Annotated in this window: 18 protein-coding genes; 4 read left to right on the forward strand and 14 right to left on the reverse strand. The window is 43.5% G+C overall.

Translation table 11 applies throughout. The features are described from left to right. Positions 1–73: 73 nt before the first annotated feature. From adk to V6N89_RS13890, 4 genes are all read right to left on the reverse strand, one after another. A complete protein-coding gene (gene adk / locus V6N89_RS13875; protein ID WP_338518090.1) occupies positions 74–718 on the reverse strand; it encodes an adenylate kinase in 645 nt (214 codons plus the stop codon). Positions 719–1040: 322 nt separating this feature from the next. Beyond that, the gene (htpG, locus tag V6N89_RS13880; RefSeq protein ID WP_338518091.1) at positions 1041–2963 is read right to left on the reverse strand and encodes a molecular chaperone HtpG; all 1923 of its coding nucleotides are present in this window, start codon (positions 2961–2963) and stop codon (positions 1041–1043) included. Positions 2964–3145: 182 nt separating this feature from the next. Next, complete coding sequence (gene recR / locus V6N89_RS13885; RefSeq protein ID WP_338518092.1) at positions 3146–3745, reverse strand: recombination mediator RecR; 600 nt, start codon at positions 3743–3745, stop codon at positions 3146–3148. 18 nt (positions 3746–3763) lie between these two features. After that, positions 3764–4696 (reverse strand): hypothetical protein, encoded by a 933-nt coding sequence (locus V6N89_RS13890; protein ID WP_338518093.1) that lies wholly within the window; start codon positions 4694–4696, stop codon positions 3764–3766. A gap of 253 nt (positions 4697–4949) precedes the next feature. On the opposite strand from V6N89_RS13890, the gene V6N89_RS13895 reads away from it, so the two are divergent. Beyond that, positions 4950–5636: a response regulator transcription factor gene (locus V6N89_RS13895; RefSeq protein WP_338518094.1), complete on the forward strand. Its 687-nt coding sequence runs from the start codon at positions 4950–4952 to the stop codon at positions 5634–5636. Positions 5637–5647: 11 nt separating this feature from the next. Here V6N89_RS13895 and V6N89_RS13900 read toward each other — a convergent pair whose 3' ends face one another. The 3 genes from V6N89_RS13900 to V6N89_RS13910 form a co-directional block, all read right to left on the reverse strand. Beyond that, a complete protein-coding gene (locus tag V6N89_RS13900; RefSeq protein ID WP_338518095.1) occupies positions 5648–6856 on the reverse strand; it encodes a sensor histidine kinase in 1209 nt (402 codons plus the stop codon). Positions 6857–6951: 95 nt separating this feature from the next. Beyond that, on the reverse strand, positions 6952–8172 hold the full coding sequence (locus V6N89_RS13905; RefSeq protein ID WP_338518096.1) for an aspartyl protease family protein: 1221 nt from the start codon (positions 8170–8172) through the stop codon (positions 6952–6954). Positions 8173–8350: 178 nt separating this feature from the next. Then, a complete protein-coding gene (locus tag V6N89_RS13910) occupies positions 8351–8932 on the reverse strand; it encodes a hypothetical protein (protein ID WP_338518097.1) in 582 nt (193 codons plus the stop codon). A gap of 391 nt (positions 8933–9323) precedes the next feature. Here V6N89_RS13910 and V6N89_RS13915 point away from each other — a divergent pair, with 391 nt between their 5' ends. Next, on the forward strand, positions 9324–10112 hold the full coding sequence (locus tag V6N89_RS13915) for a ferredoxin--NADP reductase (RefSeq protein WP_338518098.1): 789 nt from the start codon (positions 9324–9326) through the stop codon (positions 10110–10112). A 49-nt stretch (positions 10113–10161) separates the two neighbouring features. On the opposite strand, the gene V6N89_RS13920 is transcribed toward V6N89_RS13915, so the two are convergent. The 7 genes from V6N89_RS13920 to V6N89_RS13950 form a co-directional block, all read right to left on the reverse strand. Next, entirely contained in the window at positions 10162–10488 is a 327-nt protein-coding gene (locus V6N89_RS13920; protein WP_014998895.1) for a YbaB/EbfC family nucleoid-associated protein, read from the reverse strand. A gap of 37 nt (positions 10489–10525) precedes the next feature. Further along, the gene (locus tag V6N89_RS13925) at positions 10526–11698 is read right to left on the reverse strand and encodes a DNA polymerase III subunit gamma/tau C-terminal domain-containing protein (RefSeq protein ID WP_338518099.1); all 1173 of its coding nucleotides are present in this window, start codon (positions 11696–11698) and stop codon (positions 10526–10528) included. An 82-nt stretch (positions 11699–11780) separates the two neighbouring features. Next, on the reverse strand, positions 11781–13367 hold the full coding sequence (gene dnaX / locus V6N89_RS13930; protein ID WP_338518100.1) for a DNA polymerase III subunit gamma/tau: 1587 nt from the start codon (positions 13365–13367) through the stop codon (positions 11781–11783). A gap of 47 nt (positions 13368–13414) precedes the next feature. Further along, the gene (apt, locus tag V6N89_RS13935) at positions 13415–13951 is read right to left on the reverse strand and encodes an adenine phosphoribosyltransferase (protein ID WP_346992828.1); all 537 of its coding nucleotides are present in this window, start codon (positions 13949–13951) and stop codon (positions 13415–13417) included. A 300-nt stretch (positions 13952–14251) separates the two neighbouring features. Beyond that, a complete protein-coding gene (locus tag V6N89_RS13940; RefSeq protein ID WP_346992829.1) occupies positions 14252–15019 on the reverse strand; it encodes an HvfC family RiPP maturation protein in 768 nt (255 codons plus the stop codon). Further along, positions 15016–15867, reverse strand: coding sequence for an HvfB family MNIO-type RiPP peptide maturase (locus tag V6N89_RS13945; RefSeq protein WP_338518102.1), 852 nt, complete (start codon positions 15865–15867; stop codon positions 15016–15018). Before V6N89_RS13945 ends, V6N89_RS13940 begins: the two co-directional genes overlap by 4 nt. A gap of 135 nt (positions 15868–16002) precedes the next feature. After that, positions 16003–16422: an HvfA family oxazolone/thioamide-modified RiPP metallophore gene (locus V6N89_RS13950; RefSeq protein ID WP_338518103.1), complete on the reverse strand. Its 420-nt coding sequence runs from the start codon at positions 16420–16422 to the stop codon at positions 16003–16005. 240 nt (positions 16423–16662) lie between these two features. On the opposite strand from V6N89_RS13950, the gene V6N89_RS13955 reads away from it, so the two are divergent. Together V6N89_RS13955 and V6N89_RS13960 are read left to right on the forward strand one after the other, a co-directional pair. Beyond that, complete coding sequence (locus V6N89_RS13955; RefSeq protein ID WP_346992830.1) at positions 16663–20040, forward strand: winged helix-turn-helix domain-containing protein; 3378 nt, start codon at positions 16663–16665, stop codon at positions 20038–20040. Continuing rightward, positions 20018–20356 (forward strand): DP-EP family protein, encoded by a 339-nt coding sequence (locus V6N89_RS13960; RefSeq protein ID WP_338518105.1) that lies wholly within the window; start codon positions 20018–20020, stop codon positions 20354–20356. Before V6N89_RS13955 ends, V6N89_RS13960 begins: the two co-directional genes overlap by 23 nt. Positions 20357–20446: the final 90 nt, after the last annotated feature.

Raw genomic sequence — 20446 nt, forward strand, 5'->3', positions numbered from 1 at the left:
CTATTGATTTACAAGATACAAGATACAAAAAAGGCCGCTTTTAGCGACCTTCTTAATTAATCTGGACGAATAGTTAGCCCAGACGCTCAGCAAGCTCAGCACTTACTTCTTCCACTGGACGTGTACCGTCAAGCTTGTGATAAGCACAGTTGCCTGCTGCCGCTTCTGCACTGTAATAATCTACCAGCGGCTTTGTTTGCTCGTGGTAGATTGCTAGACGTTTGCGTACTGTTTCTTCTTTGTCGTCATCACGTACGATAAGTTCGTCGCCCGTCTCATCGTCTTTACCTTCCACTTTAGGAGGATTGTACACAACATGGTATACACGACCCGATGCAGGGTGCACTCGGCGACCGCCCATACGTTCAACGATTACGTCATCAGCAACGTCAAACTCTATGCAATGGTCAACTGATACGCCTGCTTCCTTCATCGCATCAGCTTGAGGAATAGTGCGAGGGAAACCGTCTAGCAAAAACCCGTCTTTACAGTCGTCCTGAGCAATGCGCTCTTTAACCAAGCCAATAATGATCTCATCAGAAACCAATTTACCTTCGTCCATTACGCGTTTTGCTTGAAGACCTAGCTCTGTGCCTGCCTTGATCGCTGCACGAAGCATATCGCCTGTAGAGATTTGAGGAATGCCGTATTTGCCCATTAGAAACTGAGCTTGTGTGCCCTTACCCGCGCCAGGAGCGCCGAGAAGAATGATTCGCATGAGTGCGTTCTCCGCTTATGATTTTTGAACTTTTTTACTTCGGGCACTTTACACATTGTCCTGTTGAGTGACAAGTGTTCCAAGCACCGTTAGGTGAATCTTAAGACTAATGGCGAATATATGTTCAGCTTATAGGCAACCTATGTAAGTCGCTTAAGTATTATTCGCCCATGTGAAACTATCATTCCACGGACCGTCATTAAAACCAATAATCAGCACGAATATAGCACAATAAAAACCACAAACTAACACAAGTGGCGATTAGGCATAAAAAAACGGGCATTAAGCCCGTTTTTCACTGTAAACCTATTGGGTCACTTGCTTATTTTGCCAGCTTCATTAGCAAAGTGTTCAAGTTCTGAACAAAGGTTGAAGGGTCTTTTAGGCTACCTTGTTCTGACAGTGCAGCTTGGTCAAACAACACGCCTACCCATTGATTGAATAACTCTTCGTCTTGTGTGTCGGCAAGCAATTTAACCAAGCTATGCTCAGGGTTAAGCTCGAAGTGGTACTTCACGTCTGGTACGGTTTGTCCAGCCGCTTGCATCAGCTTCATCATCTGCGTGGTCATGCCGTTGTCATCAGCGACAATAACCGCAGGCGAGTCGGTAAGACGGTGTGTAAACTTAACGTCAATTACCTTATCGCCAAGTGCAGTTTTCGCTCTCTCTAGCACACCTTCAACTTCTTTTTCTGCTTCTTCCTGCGCTTTCTTGGCTTCTTCGTCTTCTAAGTCGCCTAAATCCAAGTTTGCTTTTGCAATAGAAACAAATTGTTTCTCATTAAACTCGGTAAGGTGTGACATTAACCATTCATCGATGCGCTCACCCATAAGAAGTACTTCGATGCCCTTCTTGCGGAAAATCTCAAGGTGCGGACTTGATTTAGCCGCCTGCAAGCTGTCTGCAGTTACATAGTAGATCTTGTCTTGGCCTTCCTTCATACGCTCAATGTAATCAGCTAGTGACACAGTTTGAGCATCTGAATCGCCGTGTGTAGAAGCGAAACGCAGTAAACCAGCGATTTTTTCGCGATTACTGAAATCTTCGGCTGGGCCTTCTTTCAGCACGTTACCGAATTCATTCCAAAATGACTGATACTTCTCAGCATCATTCTTCGCCATCTTTTCAAGCATTTGCAACACACGCTTAGTGCACCCCTGGCGCAGTGCCTGTGTAATCTTATTGTCTTGAAGAATTTCACGAGACACATTAAGTGGAAGGTCATTACTGTCTAACAAGCCTTTCACAAAACGTAGGTATGTCGGCATAAACTGCTCTGCGTCATCCATAATAAATACGCGTTGCACATACAGTTTCAAGCCGTGGCTCTGGTCGCGATTCCACATATCAAACGGTGCTTTCGATGGTATGTATAACAGGCTTGTATATTCTGTTTTACCTTCGACTTTATTGTGCGCCCACGCTAGCGGGTCGGTGAAATCATGCGAAATGTGCTTGTAAAACTCGTTGTACTCTTCTGCAGAGATATCAGACTTTTCACGCGTCCATAGTGCTGTGGCTTTGTTAACCACTTCCCACTCACCAGGCTGCGCTTCAATTTTCTCACCATCAGGGCCTTCACTTTCAGGCACTTCATCCTTCCACATTTGCACGGGAATGCTGATGTGATCTGAATACTTGCTCACGATAGAACGCAAACGCCATGTATCCGCATACTCTTTTTCTTCTTCACGAAGATGAAGGGTTATTTCAGTACCGCGGGTCGGCTTGTTGATTTCTGAAATAGTGAATTCACCTTCACCATCTGAGACCCACTCAACACCAGCAGAAGCGTCGGCTCCTGCGGCACGAGTGCGCACAGTTACTTTATCAGCAACGATAAACGCAGAGTAAAACCCTACGCCAAACTGACCGATAAGCTGTGAATCTTTCGCACTGTCGCCCGACAACTTGCTGAAGAAATCTTTCGTTCCTGACTTAGCAATTGTGCCTAGGTTCGCGATGACTTCATCACGTGTCATCCCAATACCATTATCAGTGATGGTGACAGTGTTCGCTTCTTTGTCTACGCTAAGTTTAACGTTAAGGTCGCCATCATTTTCGTAGAGGCTATCGTTTTCTAATGCGCGAAAACGAAGCTTATCTGCTGCATCGGCGGCATTTGACACTAACTCACGTAGGAAAATCTCTTTGTTCGAATACAAAGAGTGAATCATTAGATGAAGAAGCTGTTTTACTTCTGTTTGAAAACCGTGGGTTTCTTTCTGGGCTGCTTCAGCCATAATCCAATATCTCCTCATTGAATGGATCTTGATACTGTAAGCGAGGTAGGGACACTGAGGCCATTTTTCAATGTTTAGAAAGAAAATTTATTAGTTAGAGCGGAAAAACTATCATGACGTTCGATTTGCATTGCACAAACCGACATCATGTGATGAACTCATTTTACGAGCGCGTGTTGGGCTTAAAGTTTGCGGCGTCCAGAAAAGGCATGGGTAAGCGTATTGCCATCGATATACTCAAGTTCCCCACCCACCGGTACACCATGTGCTATACGAGAAGCTTCTACGTTATGCGATGCGCACAACTGCGCAATATAATGCGCGGTGGCTTCGCCTTCCACTGTCGGGTTTGTCGCAAGGATAACCTCATTGATACCCCCTGCTTGCAAGCGACGCTCAAATTCATCTAGCCCTATTTCATTTGGCCCAACGCCGTCAATAGGTGACAAATGCCCCATTAAAACAAAGTACTGGCCTTTGTAACTAAGAGTTTGTTCAATTGCCAATACATCTTGCGGGCTCTCAACTATGCACAATAACCCACTAGCTTCGCGCTCGGGGTGCCGACAGATATCGCACAACTCATCTTCGGTAAAGGTCCTACAACGCTTACAATGATGAATATGTTCCATGGCATTGTGCAGCACATTGCTTAAATCGAGCGCACCAGTGCGATTGCGCTCTAGCAAATGAAACGCCATGCGCTGTGCGCTTTTGTTTCCGACGCCAGGTAAGCAAGTTAACGCTTGAATTAGTTCTGAGAGTAATGGGCTGAACTTCATAGTTTTCTACTACTTCACTTATTGTTTGTCTTCAGTGTCTTTCGCGTATTTAATCACGTTCCGCTTTACTTGGTCGAGCTTAACTTCATAGACATTTCCGCCAACAAGCCCTTTAAATTCCTCGTCGGTGAATACCAATGTGTTGTCATCATAGAAGGTTACGGCTTCTTTTTGCGTCACAATACCAAGGTCAATGCGAGACACATCACCACTAAAAAAATTGTCGCCTTCAAAATTCTCGAAAAGCCACAAACTGGTCGAATCAAGCAACACAAGTTTGGTTCTGTCGGGGCTTATCGCTGCAGAAGTAATCCAACACAACTTTTCTAAAGTGGTACAGGTCTTAAACTCCCCGATTAGCTGAGCATCAAAATTTGCTGCATGATCTCCTACTTTGTAGAGCTTTGTAATACCATCGAATGGTTTAGTCCGGTTTTTGGTAAACAGATAAAGATGACGATTAAATTCCACAAACGCTTCTAAGTCGTAGTTCTTGTCGTGTGGCGCGACTTTATCTTTGGACATTTGCGGATATGTGAACTTGATAATTTCAGCTTCAGTAGAATCGCTCTTTATATCGATAGGGTTTTCAATTTTGTAAATAGTTAACCAACGGCGGTCATTATCATTATTGCCAAAGTCACCTAAGAAAAAGTGCCCAAAACGATTTTGCGTCATGTCCTCCCAATCAACATTTTTTGCATTGCTAACGCTCACTTCGCGCGCCACACTGCCATCTTTATTAAGCATATACAAAATGGGGCCGTCTCCACCATCGTTTATTGCCCATAAACGCTTGTATTTATCGAATTCTATACCGGATATTTCTTTTAACTTAGCGTCAACAGACACAGTTTTCATGCTAAAAAGCTCATGAACACTTAAAAATAATGCTGCGGCCGCAACAGGCAGCAATAAAACGGTAGTAGAAACCAGGCCTTTCCTTCGCAAATGTAATGCCTCCACGGCGGGCCATGCCATTGATAACAAAGCCATCATTGATAATAAGAATCGACCGAGCCAAAAGCACCAATGGTCAATTAAAGCAGTATTGTATAACGAGGATTGCGCTAAAGCAGATCTTTTAAGAAGTCAACAATTGCATGATAGACAAAGTTGATGGAATATTTGCATGGTTCACCCTGCGTTTACCTATCATTGGCTAAGGTATCCATTAAATAAGTATTATTGAAGGAATGTTTCTATGGCTCAAGCCTCTCTCTCAGTACTCGTTATTGAGGACAATCACGCCTTAGCTAATCAAATTTGTCGTTTTCTAGAGGGCGTGGGTTGGTGCATCGATTACGCAGCCAATGGTAAAGAAGGCTTAACACTGAGTGAGCATTATCAATTCGATGTCATTGTTTTAGACCTAAACTTACCCGATATAGACGGACTGCAAATTTGCGAACAAATAAAAACATATCAAAAACGGACAACGCCTGTTCTTATGCTAACCGCTAGAGATTCATATGAAGATAAAGCAAAGGGGTTTGCCAAAGGTGCAGACGACTACCTTACAAAACCCTTCGATCTTAGAGAGTTAGTTTTGCGCTGCGAAGCTCTTTCGAGACGACCTGAGTTACACCTTGATACCAAGTTAGAAAAAGGCCAAATGGTATTGGATACACGTGCCCATCAAGTGACATGGGCTGGAACTCCGATAAAGCTCACTAATGTAAGCTTTCAAATTTTACATAAGCTGCTGCTGAGTTATCCTTACCCTGTAACGCGAAGCGATATTTCTTTGCTGTTGTGGGGAGAAACTCCTCCTGAAAGTAATGCACTGAAGTCTCACATGTATAACCTACGAAAAGCACTAGATGCGGTTACCGATAGCCCAAAACTTCACACTATTAGCAGTGTTGGCTATCAACTCAAGGATCTTTAGGCAGCCACACTCTAGTCGCATTTCGTCATAACAGTCACACGATAACTACTTTCACTTTTGTCTATATGTACATGCCAGTTGAGTGCATCAGCAATGCGCTGTACAAGGTAATTGCCATGCCCTAACCCCTGATATAAGTTGTTCGCTTTTGCCACAATACTGTTTTCAAAAATAAGCTTGTTTGGTGCACTACGTACTGTTACCGACTGGGTGCCACTATGGTAAATACCATTACTGATAAGGTTTTGAAACAACAAACCTACCAGCACTTGGTTGCCATAAACGGTAGACTTTTCATCGAGCGCTAATGTTGCCTCAATGCACGTGCCCGGCATATTGTGGTGTAACATGACAATATGTTTCTCTAAAAGAGGTTTTACCTCGATATATTGCATATGGAAATTTTCAGAGCGGGCGAGTGCCAACAATACTTCAATGGTATTTTTTAAACTTTCACTTACTTGCGAAAGTAATGCTTTATCTTCATTTCCGATAGGCTCCTCACCTGAAAGCAACAATGTATTTTGCAACAGTGCAATAGGCGTTCTTAGTTCATGGCTAACGTCACGAGTAAAGTTTCTCTCCCGTTGTAGCAGCGCGTAGTTCTCATTGAGCGCCATAGCAAATGCCTCTCGAAGCAAGGACGTCTCATCTTTGTACTTTGCCGATTCAAATGGAAACACGGTGCCTGCTTTATGGCTCAGTACATCCGAAGTGAGCTTTTCAATAGGTTTAGCAATACGATTTGAAATGAGCCAAGCAATAGTGAGTGCAATTGTCATAACAATAAGCGTAACGACCGATAAAAAGCCGTTGAGCAAAGCGCTTAAACTGCTAATAACTGCAAGTTTAGAGTCTTCAATTAACAGTAAAAAGTGGCGACCGTCGTGCGTGGTATATCGGTCAAAATGATAGTTAAATTCAGCTACTGTGAACTCTTTTTCATGATCAAAGCGTGCTACACCTTTAGCGATATCCTCAGGTAGGCTGTCTTCATCAATGTAAAGCGTAACGTAATCAACTCGGGGGTCGACCAGCTCACCTTTCGTAGCATAAATATTTTTGATGTAGCGCGCTTCGGCGTGCATCACTCGTTTTACTACATCGTCTTCAGTCACCACCGCAAACAACCATGTGATGGCGCCAAAGAGAATACACAATACAGAGGTAAGTACACCAAAAGAGATAAAAAGGCGATGCTTGATAAAATGTGTTTGCATAAGTAAATCTGTCTAGTGCCCCCAATAAAACGAAAGCTGCGAAGCATTTAAAATATCCTCACAGCTAATGCCAAAATGATGTTACAGCGGACCGTTTACAAATTAGAGTAGCCGTCGATATGGTTCATAGGGAGAGTAACGCACCTTTTGCTTTCAATACAGAGCGAAAGCGGTATGTCGACGTTAGCAATACTGAGCCACTCCTCTTCTGACAAACTTTGAGCAGGCATTTGGTTAATCCTGGTGATCACATCTCCTACTTCAATATTTTCGTCTTTCGCAGCAAACCCGTCAGCGACATGCCTAACAACAAAATTGCCGTCAATAAGTTTTCGTATCTCTAAACCTGACAGGTTGTACTGTGACCGGAATACACTATTTTCATAGGGAGTAAGCGCAAACTGTGATGTATGGTAATCAATAATAGAGACATACTGGTTAATAAGCGCACTACCAATGATCCACCAGTCATCCTCGTCATCGCTTTTAATGACATTCGACTTTACGTTGTTAAAAGTAAGTTCGCCAATAACGAGCTTATCCAACGTGAAGCGATGATGCATGGCTTTGCCATTCATGCCAAAGTCAGCGGCACTTATGGTTTGCGGGAGTGTTATATCGTTATTTTTTATGAAAGCGGTATTAAGTTTGAAGTAGTGTCGACTGCCAGTATCTATCACTACCTCTCTTTCATACTGATGTTCACTGTCAAAGTGTACTGATGCTGGTATGCTCAATTTTCCCCAAAACGTAGTGAACGGAATGGCTACGTGGTTGGCAATTGGCAACAGAGGCTCTCGAGATGCAGAAATTACGCCTGACTGCTTGTCAAACCTCCAAGCAAAATGGCGTAAAATATCGTGGCCTAGAACACCGTCAAAGCGGGCCTCTTGTGGTGTATGGTAATAATGACTTTCTGAAAGGGGAATATATGCAACTTTAACATCGCTAAACGTTATGTTTCCAAGCATCAGAGTATTGATAACCGTTTGATAAGCTGGTGTACTTGCGCCTTCTCCCCACCCTCCTACTGAAAGTTCATATCCTTTGGTTGAAGACACATTCCTTCCTTTCTCTGTGTCAAAAAGAATTGAAAATGATGCTCCAGTGTCAATGAGAAACAACAAGTCTTGTCCATTTGCATTAACGGTTATATAAGGCTTATGCCCAATATAGGTTGCATCAAAGTGCTGTATCGATTGTGCCTTTGCCCACAATGGCACGATATCATCGTTTGCACTTTTCATTCTCAATGTGTTTACAACTGAGCAACCGGATAGGCTGATCATGCAAAGAAGCATGAATACTCTTACCATAAAGATTTCCTCGCTTAGTGAATGTAATGCGCAGGCTATCTTGGACAAGGTGAAAATTGGGTCAAAATTATGGCTAGGTAAAGAGCCATTGTTGGGAATGGAAAAATATATAGAATTTGCCTTGCACTTTAAGGCATCCAAGTAAGAAGTGTTGCTTTCCCAACATTCTACTGGGGTCTTAGCGCTCTTTCCTATCGCTCGGATGCAACTTAAGCTGCTTTTCACGCGGCTCGCCTGGCTGGACAAATTGGTCGATTATTGCCTGTTCATGTTCAGTAAAAGCAGAAGAAAAATTGTCTTGTCCAATGGCTACCTTTGCTTTTTGTGCGGGAGCTATTCGCGCATTGGCGCGCGCAATTTGCTTGGTGAAATCCTCAATTGAGATTCGGTTATAGATGAATATCCCTGGCTTATTCGAGGAAGAAATTGGAGCAAGTAAATCATCATGCTCTAGCATGAAAGCATGTTTAAATATGGCTTGCGACTTTGTAAAACATGCACTTGGGCTTCGCAGCGCAGCCGCTTCAGGTAAAGCTTTTATACGCACACTATCGCCATTATCTGACGTTTGCCACGTAACGCCGCACACACTGACGCTGAACGCATCGGTTTGATTTGCCACTTCCTTTCTTGCAAGCGGAGTCTTTGCATCGACACTTTGAAGTTGATGCAAGATTTCAGGTAAGTCATCTAATACTATTTTTTCTAGAGTAATGGCGCTAAGCATTAGACTGATAAGTAAGCTTGAGGGTGTTTTCAAGGTAGTACACTTGCCCTGTGTCTTTCCATATTGACACGGCTCCGTGCTGTTGACGTTTTACCACACCGCGACTTCTGTCCTTTGCCTGTAATCGACCAAATATTTTTGCTAACACTATACTCAGTACTTTTTGTTTACCCTTCTATAGTTTTACTGTGTACAGGCCTTTCTTCGCAAGTCGAACGACCTATTGTGACAACATTGTAATGTCTTGTTTACCACGAGAATATGCAAGGCGAATTGTCCTAATGTAAGCAAGACAAAACCAATTTACTCACGTTGGAGTAGTAAAGATAGGAACATACCAAATGTAATGAGAATTATTTTTAATAAAAAGTATGTAAGATTGTCAGCGATAGTCCATGAATCAGTGTGACAAGCAGGAGAAATAGTGCGAAATTTAATTAACGCAACGGTAACAGCCGTGCATCATTGGAACGACACCTTATTTAGCTTTAAGACTACCAGAGAAACGTCATTCACGTTTGAAAATGGCCAGTTTGTAATGATTGGGCTAGAGGTTGACGGCAAACCGCTCATGCGCGCATACAGCATCGCCAGTGCTAACTACGAAGACGAGCTTGAATTCTTTAGTATTAAGGTGCCAGACGGCGCACTAACTTCAAGACTGCAAAATATTCAGCCTGGCGATGAGATTATGCTAAATGCGAGGCCTACTGGAACTCTGGTGCCAGGCTATCTCCTGCCTGGCAAACACCTTTATTTACTAAGCACTGGTACGGGACTTGCCCCATTTATGAGTGTTATTCGTGATCCTTTCATTTATGAACGCTACGAAAAAATTATTCTTGTTCATGGTACGCGTTGGAAAAGTGAACTTGCTTATCAAGACGAAATTGAAAACCAGCTACCTCAAAACCCCTATTTTGGCGAAGCGGTGCAAGACAAACTTATTTACTACCCTACGGTAACCCGAGAGCATTACACTCACAATGGTAAGGTGCACGAAGGCCGTATTACTGATTTGCTAGCGAGTCAAAAGCTAATTGATGATATAGACATGCCATCGTTAAACAAAGAACACGATCGATTCATGCTTTGTGGCAATGATGCCATGCTTCAAGACTTAATGAGCATGCTAAACGATCAAGGATTTACTAAAGCGAACTCTCGCCAATTGGGGCATTACGTTATTGAGCAGGCTTTTATTGAAAAGTGATGGCAATAAAAAAGCCGACATCAAGGTCGGCTTTTTTGAATATTCTAGATTAAAACGGCATTTTGAAGCCAGGAGGAAGCGGCATCCCACCCGTTACATCGCCCATTTTTTCTTTACTGGTTTCTTGCACTCGACGAACTGCATCATTGAACGCTGCAGCCACCAAATCTTCTACCATATCCTTGTCGTCATCCATCAATGATTCGTCAATATCGACGCGACGAACATTGTGATTACAGGTCATAGTAACTTTAACCATACCCGCGCCCGCTTCACCAGTTACTTCTAGTTTAGCTAGGTCGTCTTGTACTTTTTGCATGCGCTCTTGCATTTGCTGCGCCTGCTTCATGATGTTGCCCATTCCACCTTTAAACATATTCTTGTCTCGCTTCGTTTTGGTGTTAATAAAACTACTATCTTGCTTTAACCGTGTCGGTTAATACTGAGGCATCGAAGGTCGATAGCAGTGCTTGAATTGTATCGTCGGTATTTACAACCGAGTGCGCATGCGCGTGGCGCATGGCATGTATTTCTTGTTGTAGCGCAAATGGCGTCGTTGACGGCTCCCCCAACGTGATATCTACATTTACGTTTTCACCCAGTCCATGATGCATTGCATCAATAAGCTGTTGTTTTGTACTATCGTTTAATAAATGCGACTGACTGTGGTCAATTTCAAGGGATACCGTATCCCCATTTCTAGCAAAAGACGCATGCAATACTAGCTGCTTTAGTAAACCAGCAACAGGCATTTGCTCTACCAACTGGCTCCAGCTATCAATTTGACTGGCATGAGTGAGTTTGTTCCCGTCATTGAGATAAGCCTTAAGGCTTCCGTTATACGTTGTGGCAAGCGGCGTATCGAAATCAAATGCATCGCGAGCAAAATCAGCGTCAGATGATTCAGTTTGCTCCTCGCTATGGCCGAGCTTAGTATTGTCATGATTTTGAAGCGCAGCACCTTCAACGGGCATATCACTTTCCCAATGAGGCAGCGGCTCATTGTCAGCCTCTGCGTATTCTGCCGAGCTGTGTTGTTGGCTTTCCCAAGGTGGCGCATCATGCTCAACTGTAGATGTCTCTTTACCTTTTTGTGCTATTGAGGGCTCGACTACTTCATTTTGAACTTCTTCAAAGGAAGGCGCATGGGCCTCACTTTCAAAAGGCGCTGAAGCGCTGGGCTCATTCGCGTATGGGGCATCAGAGTCGAACTCGTTAAATGAAAAATCGTCGTTTGATGTTTCGTTGCTAACTTCATGCTGTCCAGCGTTATGTTGTTCCGAACTAGGGAAAGCACTTTTCACTGCGGTATCGGCAGCTGTAGATGCATCGCTAGTAACCTGCACAGCATCCTGTGCTGCCGAATCTCCAGCAACGCTGGCCTCGGCAACCGTATCAGCGCTTGGTACGCTATCTTCGTTGGATCCGCTGGGTTCATTATCTAATGCAGATGGTGTCGCTGTTTTTACAAATCGAGCCTGAATCTCGTCTGCGCTTGTCAGCCCCGAGTTAGCCCCACCGTCAGTTGCTTTGCTGTCTGCGTCTTCGGCCTTGCGCTGTTTCAGCTTTTGACGAAGCGCCAGCATATCAGCCGTTGAAGTCAGTTGTTCTTCTGCCGAAAGCGCATTTGTGCTGGCTGCTGAATTGTGTTCTTCAGGTACTTTAGCTTCAGAGTGAACCTAGCAAGTCGATATTGTCGATGCCATAATCTGCGTCATCATCTGACGACGCTGGCATATCATCCATGTATGCATCTAACGGTGGTCCATCAAAACCCGTGTCTGAGGCAGACGTATCCGACTCTGTACTTTCTGGCGCAGTTTGAGCTGACTCTGGGATCGCTTGGTTTGATGTGGCCTGCTCAGAAACCATGGCTTGTGGCGATGGTGTATCTAATGCGTCATTTTCAGACTTTTCATCTGGCTGTAAATGTACCGGGGTTTCTGTCTCATCAGAAACAACATGGCTGTCGTCGATAGCGTCTTGCGTCTTTATTGAAGTTGCAGAAGTTTCGCTTGCATGCGTATCCTCCTGCTTACTGACGTTTCCCGGGCCACCACTTGGGTCAGTAGGCAATATCGCTGTATTACTCTGATTAGCCTTGCCACTAATCGGCAATGCAACGCCGCTGATTCCCGACGCTATATCGGAAGCCGTATCAGCAAGCGGTGCAGATGGCGCAAACGTCATCATGCGCATTAACGTCATTTCAAAAGCACTTTTACCGTCTGCAGCAAAAGGTAAGTCTTTTCTGCCTTGTAGTGCAATTTGATAGAACAGTTGAACCTGCTCTGCTGGTATTGTTTTGGCTAGTTGATAAATAGCTTTAGCAGACGTCGTCTCTAGTTTGCACGCTTCTGGAACCCACTGTGTAAGGGCTATTTGATGCAAAAGACTCGCAAGCTCACCATGTACATTGTCATAATCAGGCGCTTGCTCAGCAATGTCGTTGACCAGTTGCAGCACGTCTGCCGGGCTTTTGTTCACCACGGCATGAATGACTTTTAACAGCTGGTTTTTATCCATCAGACCAAGCATATCTGTCACGATTGACGCGACGACTTGATTACCACCTTGCGCAATAGCTTGGTCAGTCAAACTTAATGCGTCACGCATACTACCTTGTGCAGCTCGTGCCAACAAAGCAATTGCCTGGGGTTCAAACGGAAGCTGTTCGTGTTCAAGGATATGAGACAACTGCCCTACGATCTGCTCACGTGACATGGCTTTTAGATTAAACTGTAAGCAGCGCGATAAAATCGTTATCGGTAACTTTTGCGGATCAGTAGTCGCCAGCAAAAATTTGACGTGCGGTGGTGGTTCCTCAAGCGTTTTTAACAACGCATTGAAGCTGTGCTTTGATAGCATGTGTACCTCATCGATGAGGTACACTTTGTATCGGCCCCGTGTGGGCTTATATTGCACATTATCAAGAAGCTCACGTGTATCTTCTACCTTCGTTCTTGATGCTGCGTCAATCTCGAGCAAATCAACATAATTACCCTGCTCTATTTCTTTACAGGTATTACATTGACCACAAGGGTTTGCACCTTGTCCTTCTTCGCAATTAAGGCTCTTTGAAAAGATACGCGCAATAGTCGTTTTTCCTACACCGCGAGTACCCGTGAATAGGTACGCGTGATGTAAGCGATCGTTATCCAAAGCATTCGAAATGGCTGACACTACATGCTCTTGCCCTACAAGTTCACTGAACTTGCCTGGGCGCCACTTCCTTGCTAATACCTGATAACTCATTATTACGTTTTTAGCCTTATATGCTTTGTGGACAAAGTATGAGGCGTTTACTCGCCGTCAAATTCGCAAATTGAATAGCTTTCAATATCTAGCGCAGTAAGTTTCTCACAACCGCCCAAATCCGGAAGATTGATGACAAAGCCTGCGTGATTGACTTCTCCGCCTAGAGAGCGAATAAGCTTTGCAGAAGCAGCAATTGTGCCGCCAGTCGCCAGCAAGTCATCGATAAGAAGTACTTTATCGCCTGGCTCGATAGCGTCTTTATGAATTTCTAATGTATCGGTGCCATACTCAAGCTCATAGCTTTCGCTAACCACTTCGCGTGGAAGCTTGTTCGGCTTTCTTACAGGAACGAAGCCGATGCCCATTTCGATAGCCAAGGGTGCACCGAAAAGAAAACCACGCGCTTCTGTACCCGCAATTTTAGTGAAGCCCATGCCTTGATATTTTTCAACAAGCAATGAGATACAGCTACTGAACGCTTTGTGATCTTCCAAAACGCTGGTTACATCTCTAAATAAAATACCTGGCTTTGGATAGTCAGGTACGGTTTTTACTACTGATTTAATATATTCTGCAGTCACAATATTGCCTTGAATGTCTGCGTTATAACCAGAAGGTAAACCAGTCGACGATGATATGCATCAACGGAAACGCGATTAGAGTTACGAGCGATGCTAGAAAGTACCACTTATTATAGACTTCTTTGAAATCTGAATTGTCAGCCATTTGCACTACCTAAACAATTTTATGAACAAAAAAATGGTGCTAAATGTTAATCGAAAGCAAGCGCGATTGACAGCGCTAATGTAGTTGATCGCTCACTTTCGATACAGATCAGGGCTAAAGTTTAATATAAAGCGAATAAATGAAGTGTGTTTAACCTAGCAAAAGCTAAGCATTATGATGCCTTTTTGCAGCATTTCAGACACGGTTTGCTGCATTCCAGATTTTAGGGCTTCCTCAGGTATTTGAGGAAGTTGGTTTTTAAGCAACTCACTAAGGCCTTCTAGCGTTACACCATTGTCTTGCTGTTCCAATGTGTTAAGCAGTATTGCAGTAACCGGGTTGATATTGGCAAATTGAACATTGCATTGCGCATCACGGTAAACTACATAAAACTGTTGCTCTGGCGCGGTCGTCTCTGGCATATAGTCATCGCCTATTAAATGGACCGCATAGGAATAGCCTGCTAACGAGGCGTAGGGTGATACTCTTATTGTACTTACACGCTGACCTTCTTCATAAAAAGTTGCCGTGTCATCATTCGAGCGAATGCTTACATCTAATTCAAGCCATTCATAGTGCGCCAGTTCAGCGCTAAATTCCGGCAACGTTATAGTAAGTTCGGGCGAGCGAGAGAGGTACTCAACAAACTCTTTACTAATTTCTGCAAAATAAGGTGAACGACATTCGTGTTCTATAAAAAACTGTCTCACTAACGATTCCCACCCTTTCTCACCATAGAGTTTAATAACTATAGATTTAAGTACGGGAAAGGCAGTGCTCACAAAGTTGTCGATATTATTGAAAAACAACGACTGATATATCTCCATTCTTCGCGATTCTTCATTGCTGCGTCGCTGATACGAAGACGGATCTTTTATTGCACTTACAAATTCTGACTGGACAGATTGAAACGGTTTATTCACGCCACGCTCCCGTTAAGCGCAGTAACGTCAACGCTAACAAACTGTTCTTGAATTTGTTTAATACGACGTACCTCAGATAGCAGAGTATCGATAGAAGGAATATTAAAATCCCGTTCCAATAATGTTGGAAAAACGCCATGCGTTGCATAGGCATGTTCAAGCAACTTCCATACGGGCTCAATAACGTCGGCTCCGTGTGTGTCAACTTTTAGATCTTCTGCTTCATCATAGTGCCCTGCAATGTGGCCGTACACTATCTTGTTAGAAGGCAAACCTTCTATAAACTGACGAGCATCATATTTGTGGTTAATACTATTTACATAAACGTTGTTTACATCGAGTAACATTAGACAGCCAGATTCTTGTATTACCGCGTTGGTAAACTCCAGCTCCGTCATCTCTTGACCCGGTGCAATATAGTAAGACACATTCTCTAACACCAAAGGGCGCTCAATAATATCTTGAACCTGTTTGATTCGAGCAACCACATGACTCACAGCGTCCTCAGTAAAAGGAATTGGCATAAGGTCGTACATATGTCCATTGCCTGAGCAATAGCTTAAATGCTCACTGTACAAGTCGATATTATTGGTATCTAGGAAGCGCTTTACGCTCTTGACGAATTCAACGTCTAATTTGTCACTACTCCCAATAGAAAGCGACAAACCATGCGTAGTGAAAGGAGCTTGTTTTGAAGCTTGTTCAAATTGTTGTTGATAGCGACCACCCAATGGAATCCAGTTTTCGGGAGCTACTTCCCAAAAATCGACTTCGCTTGGTAAAGACGGTAAAAGCTCGTCCAGCATTTCTCGTCTAAAGCCTAAACCAGCACCTTTGATGGCATTCATACATTCCCCACTACTTCATTACCATTTAAAACAAAAATGGCCATCGAACGACGGCCATTTTAGCAACGCATTTACAAGATAACAGTTTGGATCACACTAGTGTAATTGGTGTTATCTCGCTAAATGAGGCCTTAATTACATGCTGCCGCACTTACCTTCGCCACATTTACCTTCTTTAGCTTTTTTGTCGCCGCCGCACTTGCCTTCGCCACATTTACCTTCTTTGGCTTTTTTATCGCCGCCGCACTTACCTTCACCACACTTGCCTTCGTGAGCTTTTTTGTCGCCGCCGCACTTACCTTCGCCACACTTGCCTTCTTTAGCTTGCTTGTCGCCGCCACATTTGCCTTCGCCGCACTTGCCTTCTTTGGCTGACTTATCGCCGCCACACTTACCTTCACCACATTTGCCTTCAGCTGCAAATTGGCTGTAACCTGATTCTAGTGACTGCATGCCAAAAGGATTAATTTCAGCAACGGCAACCGTAGACGCCAAAGAGCCAATTACAACTGCACCAAGTGCTGTAGCTACAGATGATTTTTTGATTTGTTTCATTGATCTACCCTCAATAATATTAGTCATGTTTGACGTACGGTAAGCACGTGTATTAAAGAAGACCCAGCGACGCCGTTTGATATTTCAAAAATTATTAAAATTTTTACAATTTTCATCTACATAGTTGAATTAATTGAAATTAATATGACTGTAAAAATAACATCACAGGTGATCTTTTATCATTTACAGTAAAAGTAAAGTACAGTGATGTCAGAAAGTACAGAAAATAGGGATTCGGCATTGAACCATCAATTTTATTTGGGTGAATGGCAAGTAGACGCTACAAGTAATACGTTGTCGTTAGGGAAAACAAGACGTACGATTGAACCCAAAGCAATGGACGTGCTGCTGTTATTGTGCCAACAGCAAGGCGACGTGGTGAGCGCGGACGATATTGTTGCGCAGTGCTGGCCCACAAACCCTGTGGGTGACAACCCAATTCACAAAACCATTACTCAGCTGCGAAAAGCGCTAGATGACAAGGCAAGTAGCCCTACTTTTATAGAAACTATAAGAAAACGAGGCTATCGCATTATCGCGCCCGTTCAGTTCATCAATGATGAACAGGCGCAAGCAACACAAGCTAACTGGGAAGGTGCTTCCCCTTTTCTGGGGTTGAGTGCTTACTCGTCAAAAGAAAGCAAAGTGTTTTTCGGAAGAAATGCTCTGACCAGAGAACTTATAACTCGCATTACAGAGCAATTCAAAAAGCGCAGGCCTTTTACGCTGGTGATGGGGCCCAGTGGTTCAGGGAAAAGCTCCTTAGTACACGCAGGGCTACTCCCAAGATTGCTTGACTATAAAGGTACAAACGGTATTCGCGTATTCGATTATGTCAGCATCGATATGGCCGATGTCAATGTGGACACCCATAGTTCACACAGCTTGCTGAATGAATTAGCGGCACAAATGCTAGATTGGGGTAACAGCGAGAAAGGAGTATTTGAAGGATATAGCGTTGAAAGTTTAACTAACACCTTACTTCATTCTCCAGACGACCTTGTATCACATGTAAAACACTGGTTTACGGTTGAGAAGTTTGATGAAAACAACACGAGCTCAAGCGTGGGTACTCATGTTCCTTATCCATGCTTTGCGTTGATTATCGATAGATTAGAAGCACTTCTTGCCAGTACCACTATTACAGAAGAAGCTAAATTAGGTGTTTTTGAATTATTGGAAGCGCTGAGTGAGAGTAATTTTTTTCTTGTTGTACTGGTATGCCGAAACGACTTTTATCCTCTTGTTTCACATTACTCCCCTTTAATGAAATACAAGTCACGCGGTGCTCATGTGGACATTGCAGCGCCTACACTAAGCGAATTGGCGCAGATTATTAAGCTGCCTGCCGTAGCCGCTGGTCTAGAATGGGAGTGGGATGAAATCACGAATGCGTCGGTTGACGACATCATCCTGGCTGATGCGGCCAAGGAACCCAATTGTTTACCCTTGCTACAATACACACTTCAAGAAATGTATTTACAGCGTCACCACAATACATTGCAAATTGACACCTACAAGAGACTGGGTGGTATCGAGGGTGCGATAGGCTATAAGGCGGAAGTGTTGTTTAACGCCTTAACCAAAAAGGTACAGGACGCTTTTGATTCAGTAATGCCACTGCTGGTAACACTAACCGAAGAAGGCAAAAACTTAACAAGTAAAAGCGCAAATTGGGACGCTCTTTCAACTGACGCTGAGCGAGAGTTTGTAAAGCAAATGGTGGATAACCGCTTGTTTGTTTCTTACCTGAACCAAGGCATTGCCAACTTTAGGGTAGCGCATGAAGCAGTGCTGCGAAAATGGGAGCGCGTGCAGCAATGGATTAGCCAACATCAATCTACTCTGGCCACTAAGTCAAGCCTTTCTAAACAGGCTGAACTTTGGCTATCAGACGAAAAAAGCAACGCCTACCTGCTTGCAGAGGGTAAGCCACTGGTGAATGCCCTGGCGCTAAGAGACAGTACTCACATACGTCTATCTGAAAACGAAGAGTTACTTATACAGGCTTCATCACGAAAAGCTAAACAAAAGCGATTGTTTAAGGGCGTGACGGTAGCGCTGTTAGCATGCCTGACTCTTGTGTCGTTTACTGCCATGTTAAGCAGCCAGCAATCACAAAAACTTGCTGAACGAAAACGGGTTGAGGCTGAGAACCTTATGGGTTTTATGATTGGCGATTTTGCTGACAAGCTCAGAAGTGTTAAACGCATGGATTTGCTTGAAGGTATTAGTGAACAAGCATTAGCTTATGTTGAAGCCGCACAAGAAGAGGAATCAGGTTGGTTTGGCTCAATCGGTCAAGAGCCAAGTTTTGAGTTGCGTTTTCAGCATGCTCTTTCGCTGCAGGCGATGGCTGAGGTGCGCTATTACCGCGACGATGCCAACACCGCTAAGAAATTGTACGAGCAGGCCGATAAAGGTTTAAAAGCATTGCTAAGCGAGCAGCCCAACAATTTCGAGCTATTAAAAGCCGCAGGGGCTAATGCATTTTGGTTGGGGAACATTGCATTTGAAGCTCATAACTTGAATTTAGCTGGCAAACAATTAAAGCGTTACTTAAATTTTAGCGAAGAAATGCTAACGTTAGAACCAGACAATGATACCGCGTTAATGGAGGTCAGTTATGCCACAAACTCCATGGGGAGCGTGGCCTTTCGTCAATTAGAGTTTGCACATGCACTGTCGTACTTTGAGTCTTCTTTGGCTTACAAGCAGCAGATACTTGAAAAGTCAGGCGAATCAATTTCGGCTGTCACTGCTTTAGCAAATAGCCATTCATGGATTGCCTCTACCCTAATGAACCTAGGAAATATAAGCGACGCCATAAAAACATTAGAAAGCGCTGAGGTTATGTTAACAAAACAACTACTGTCTACGCCCGGAAATGCAACCATTATTGAAAATCTTAGCTTTGTTAAAGTTAATATTGCCGAAAGTAGCTTGTTTACTAGTGACATGGCCAAATCAATCGAAAAGCTCCAAGAAGCGCAAAGCTTACTGGGTAACATTCTCGCCCAGGACCCTGATAACAGCACATGGAAGTCTCAGCATATAAATATTGGAATCTTGTTAAAATACTATCAATCGCAAACTCTTTCTTCATTAAACATTAATAGCACTGACTTAAATATAAGTATTGACGAAATTCAGAGCGAAAATTATTTTGTTACTACAAAAGGTTACGCCACACATTATTTTCAGAACGTAGGAAAGTGGGAACTTAGTAAAAGGCTATTAACCTCATTAGAAAAAACAGAGTCGATGTCGGAAAGTATAAGTGATGCAATACGCATGAATATACTTAACATCGAAAATATGAAAAAGTACATCCCCTACCAGCTAGCTAGTATCCGTCAATCACTGCATGAAAACAATCTTGATATCAATGCCATAACAAAAAAGTGTGAAGACCTATTTACCCTAACTAGTAAGGTTATAAATCAAAGTCAGCACCCATCGTATTTACAAGCCTATGTATTCTCGGGCTACTGTTTAAACAAGCAAAATACCGTAAACGAAAAACGTGCGCAGCTTGCTCGAATGAAAGTACCGCTGCCACACTACTTTTCCATCATCAATAAGGAATTGATAAATGACAACACCACCCAACTATAATTACAGTGTAACCGTTAGCGCAGAAGGTGCGTTCACCATAACACCAGAGGGCAATGCGCCAGAATCGCCCATTAAAGTAACCGTGCCTAACACAACCATTACCTATACCCTTACACCAGATACCGCAGCAGCCATGGTATTTTTAGCACCAGAAATATCCAATGACCCCGAGGGAGACCTAACTTGGGAAATAGTAGATTCAGGCAGAAGTATTGTGATCACCGATTCAGACGCTGACGACGAAGACTGCATTTGTGTAAAGCTAGTAGCTGGCTTTGTCAGTCCAGACCCAGAGATACAAAACAAACCTACATAATATATGAAACTTTCTAGCTGAACGAAGTTATAGACGTTCAACCACATCAACTTTTAGAACACGTTGAGCTTCTCGGCTCACGTGTTTTAT

This window comes from Alteromonas gracilis, assembly GCF_036870955.2.
Lineage (GTDB): Bacteria > Pseudomonadota > Gammaproteobacteria > Enterobacterales > Alteromonadaceae > Alteromonas > Alteromonas gracilis_A.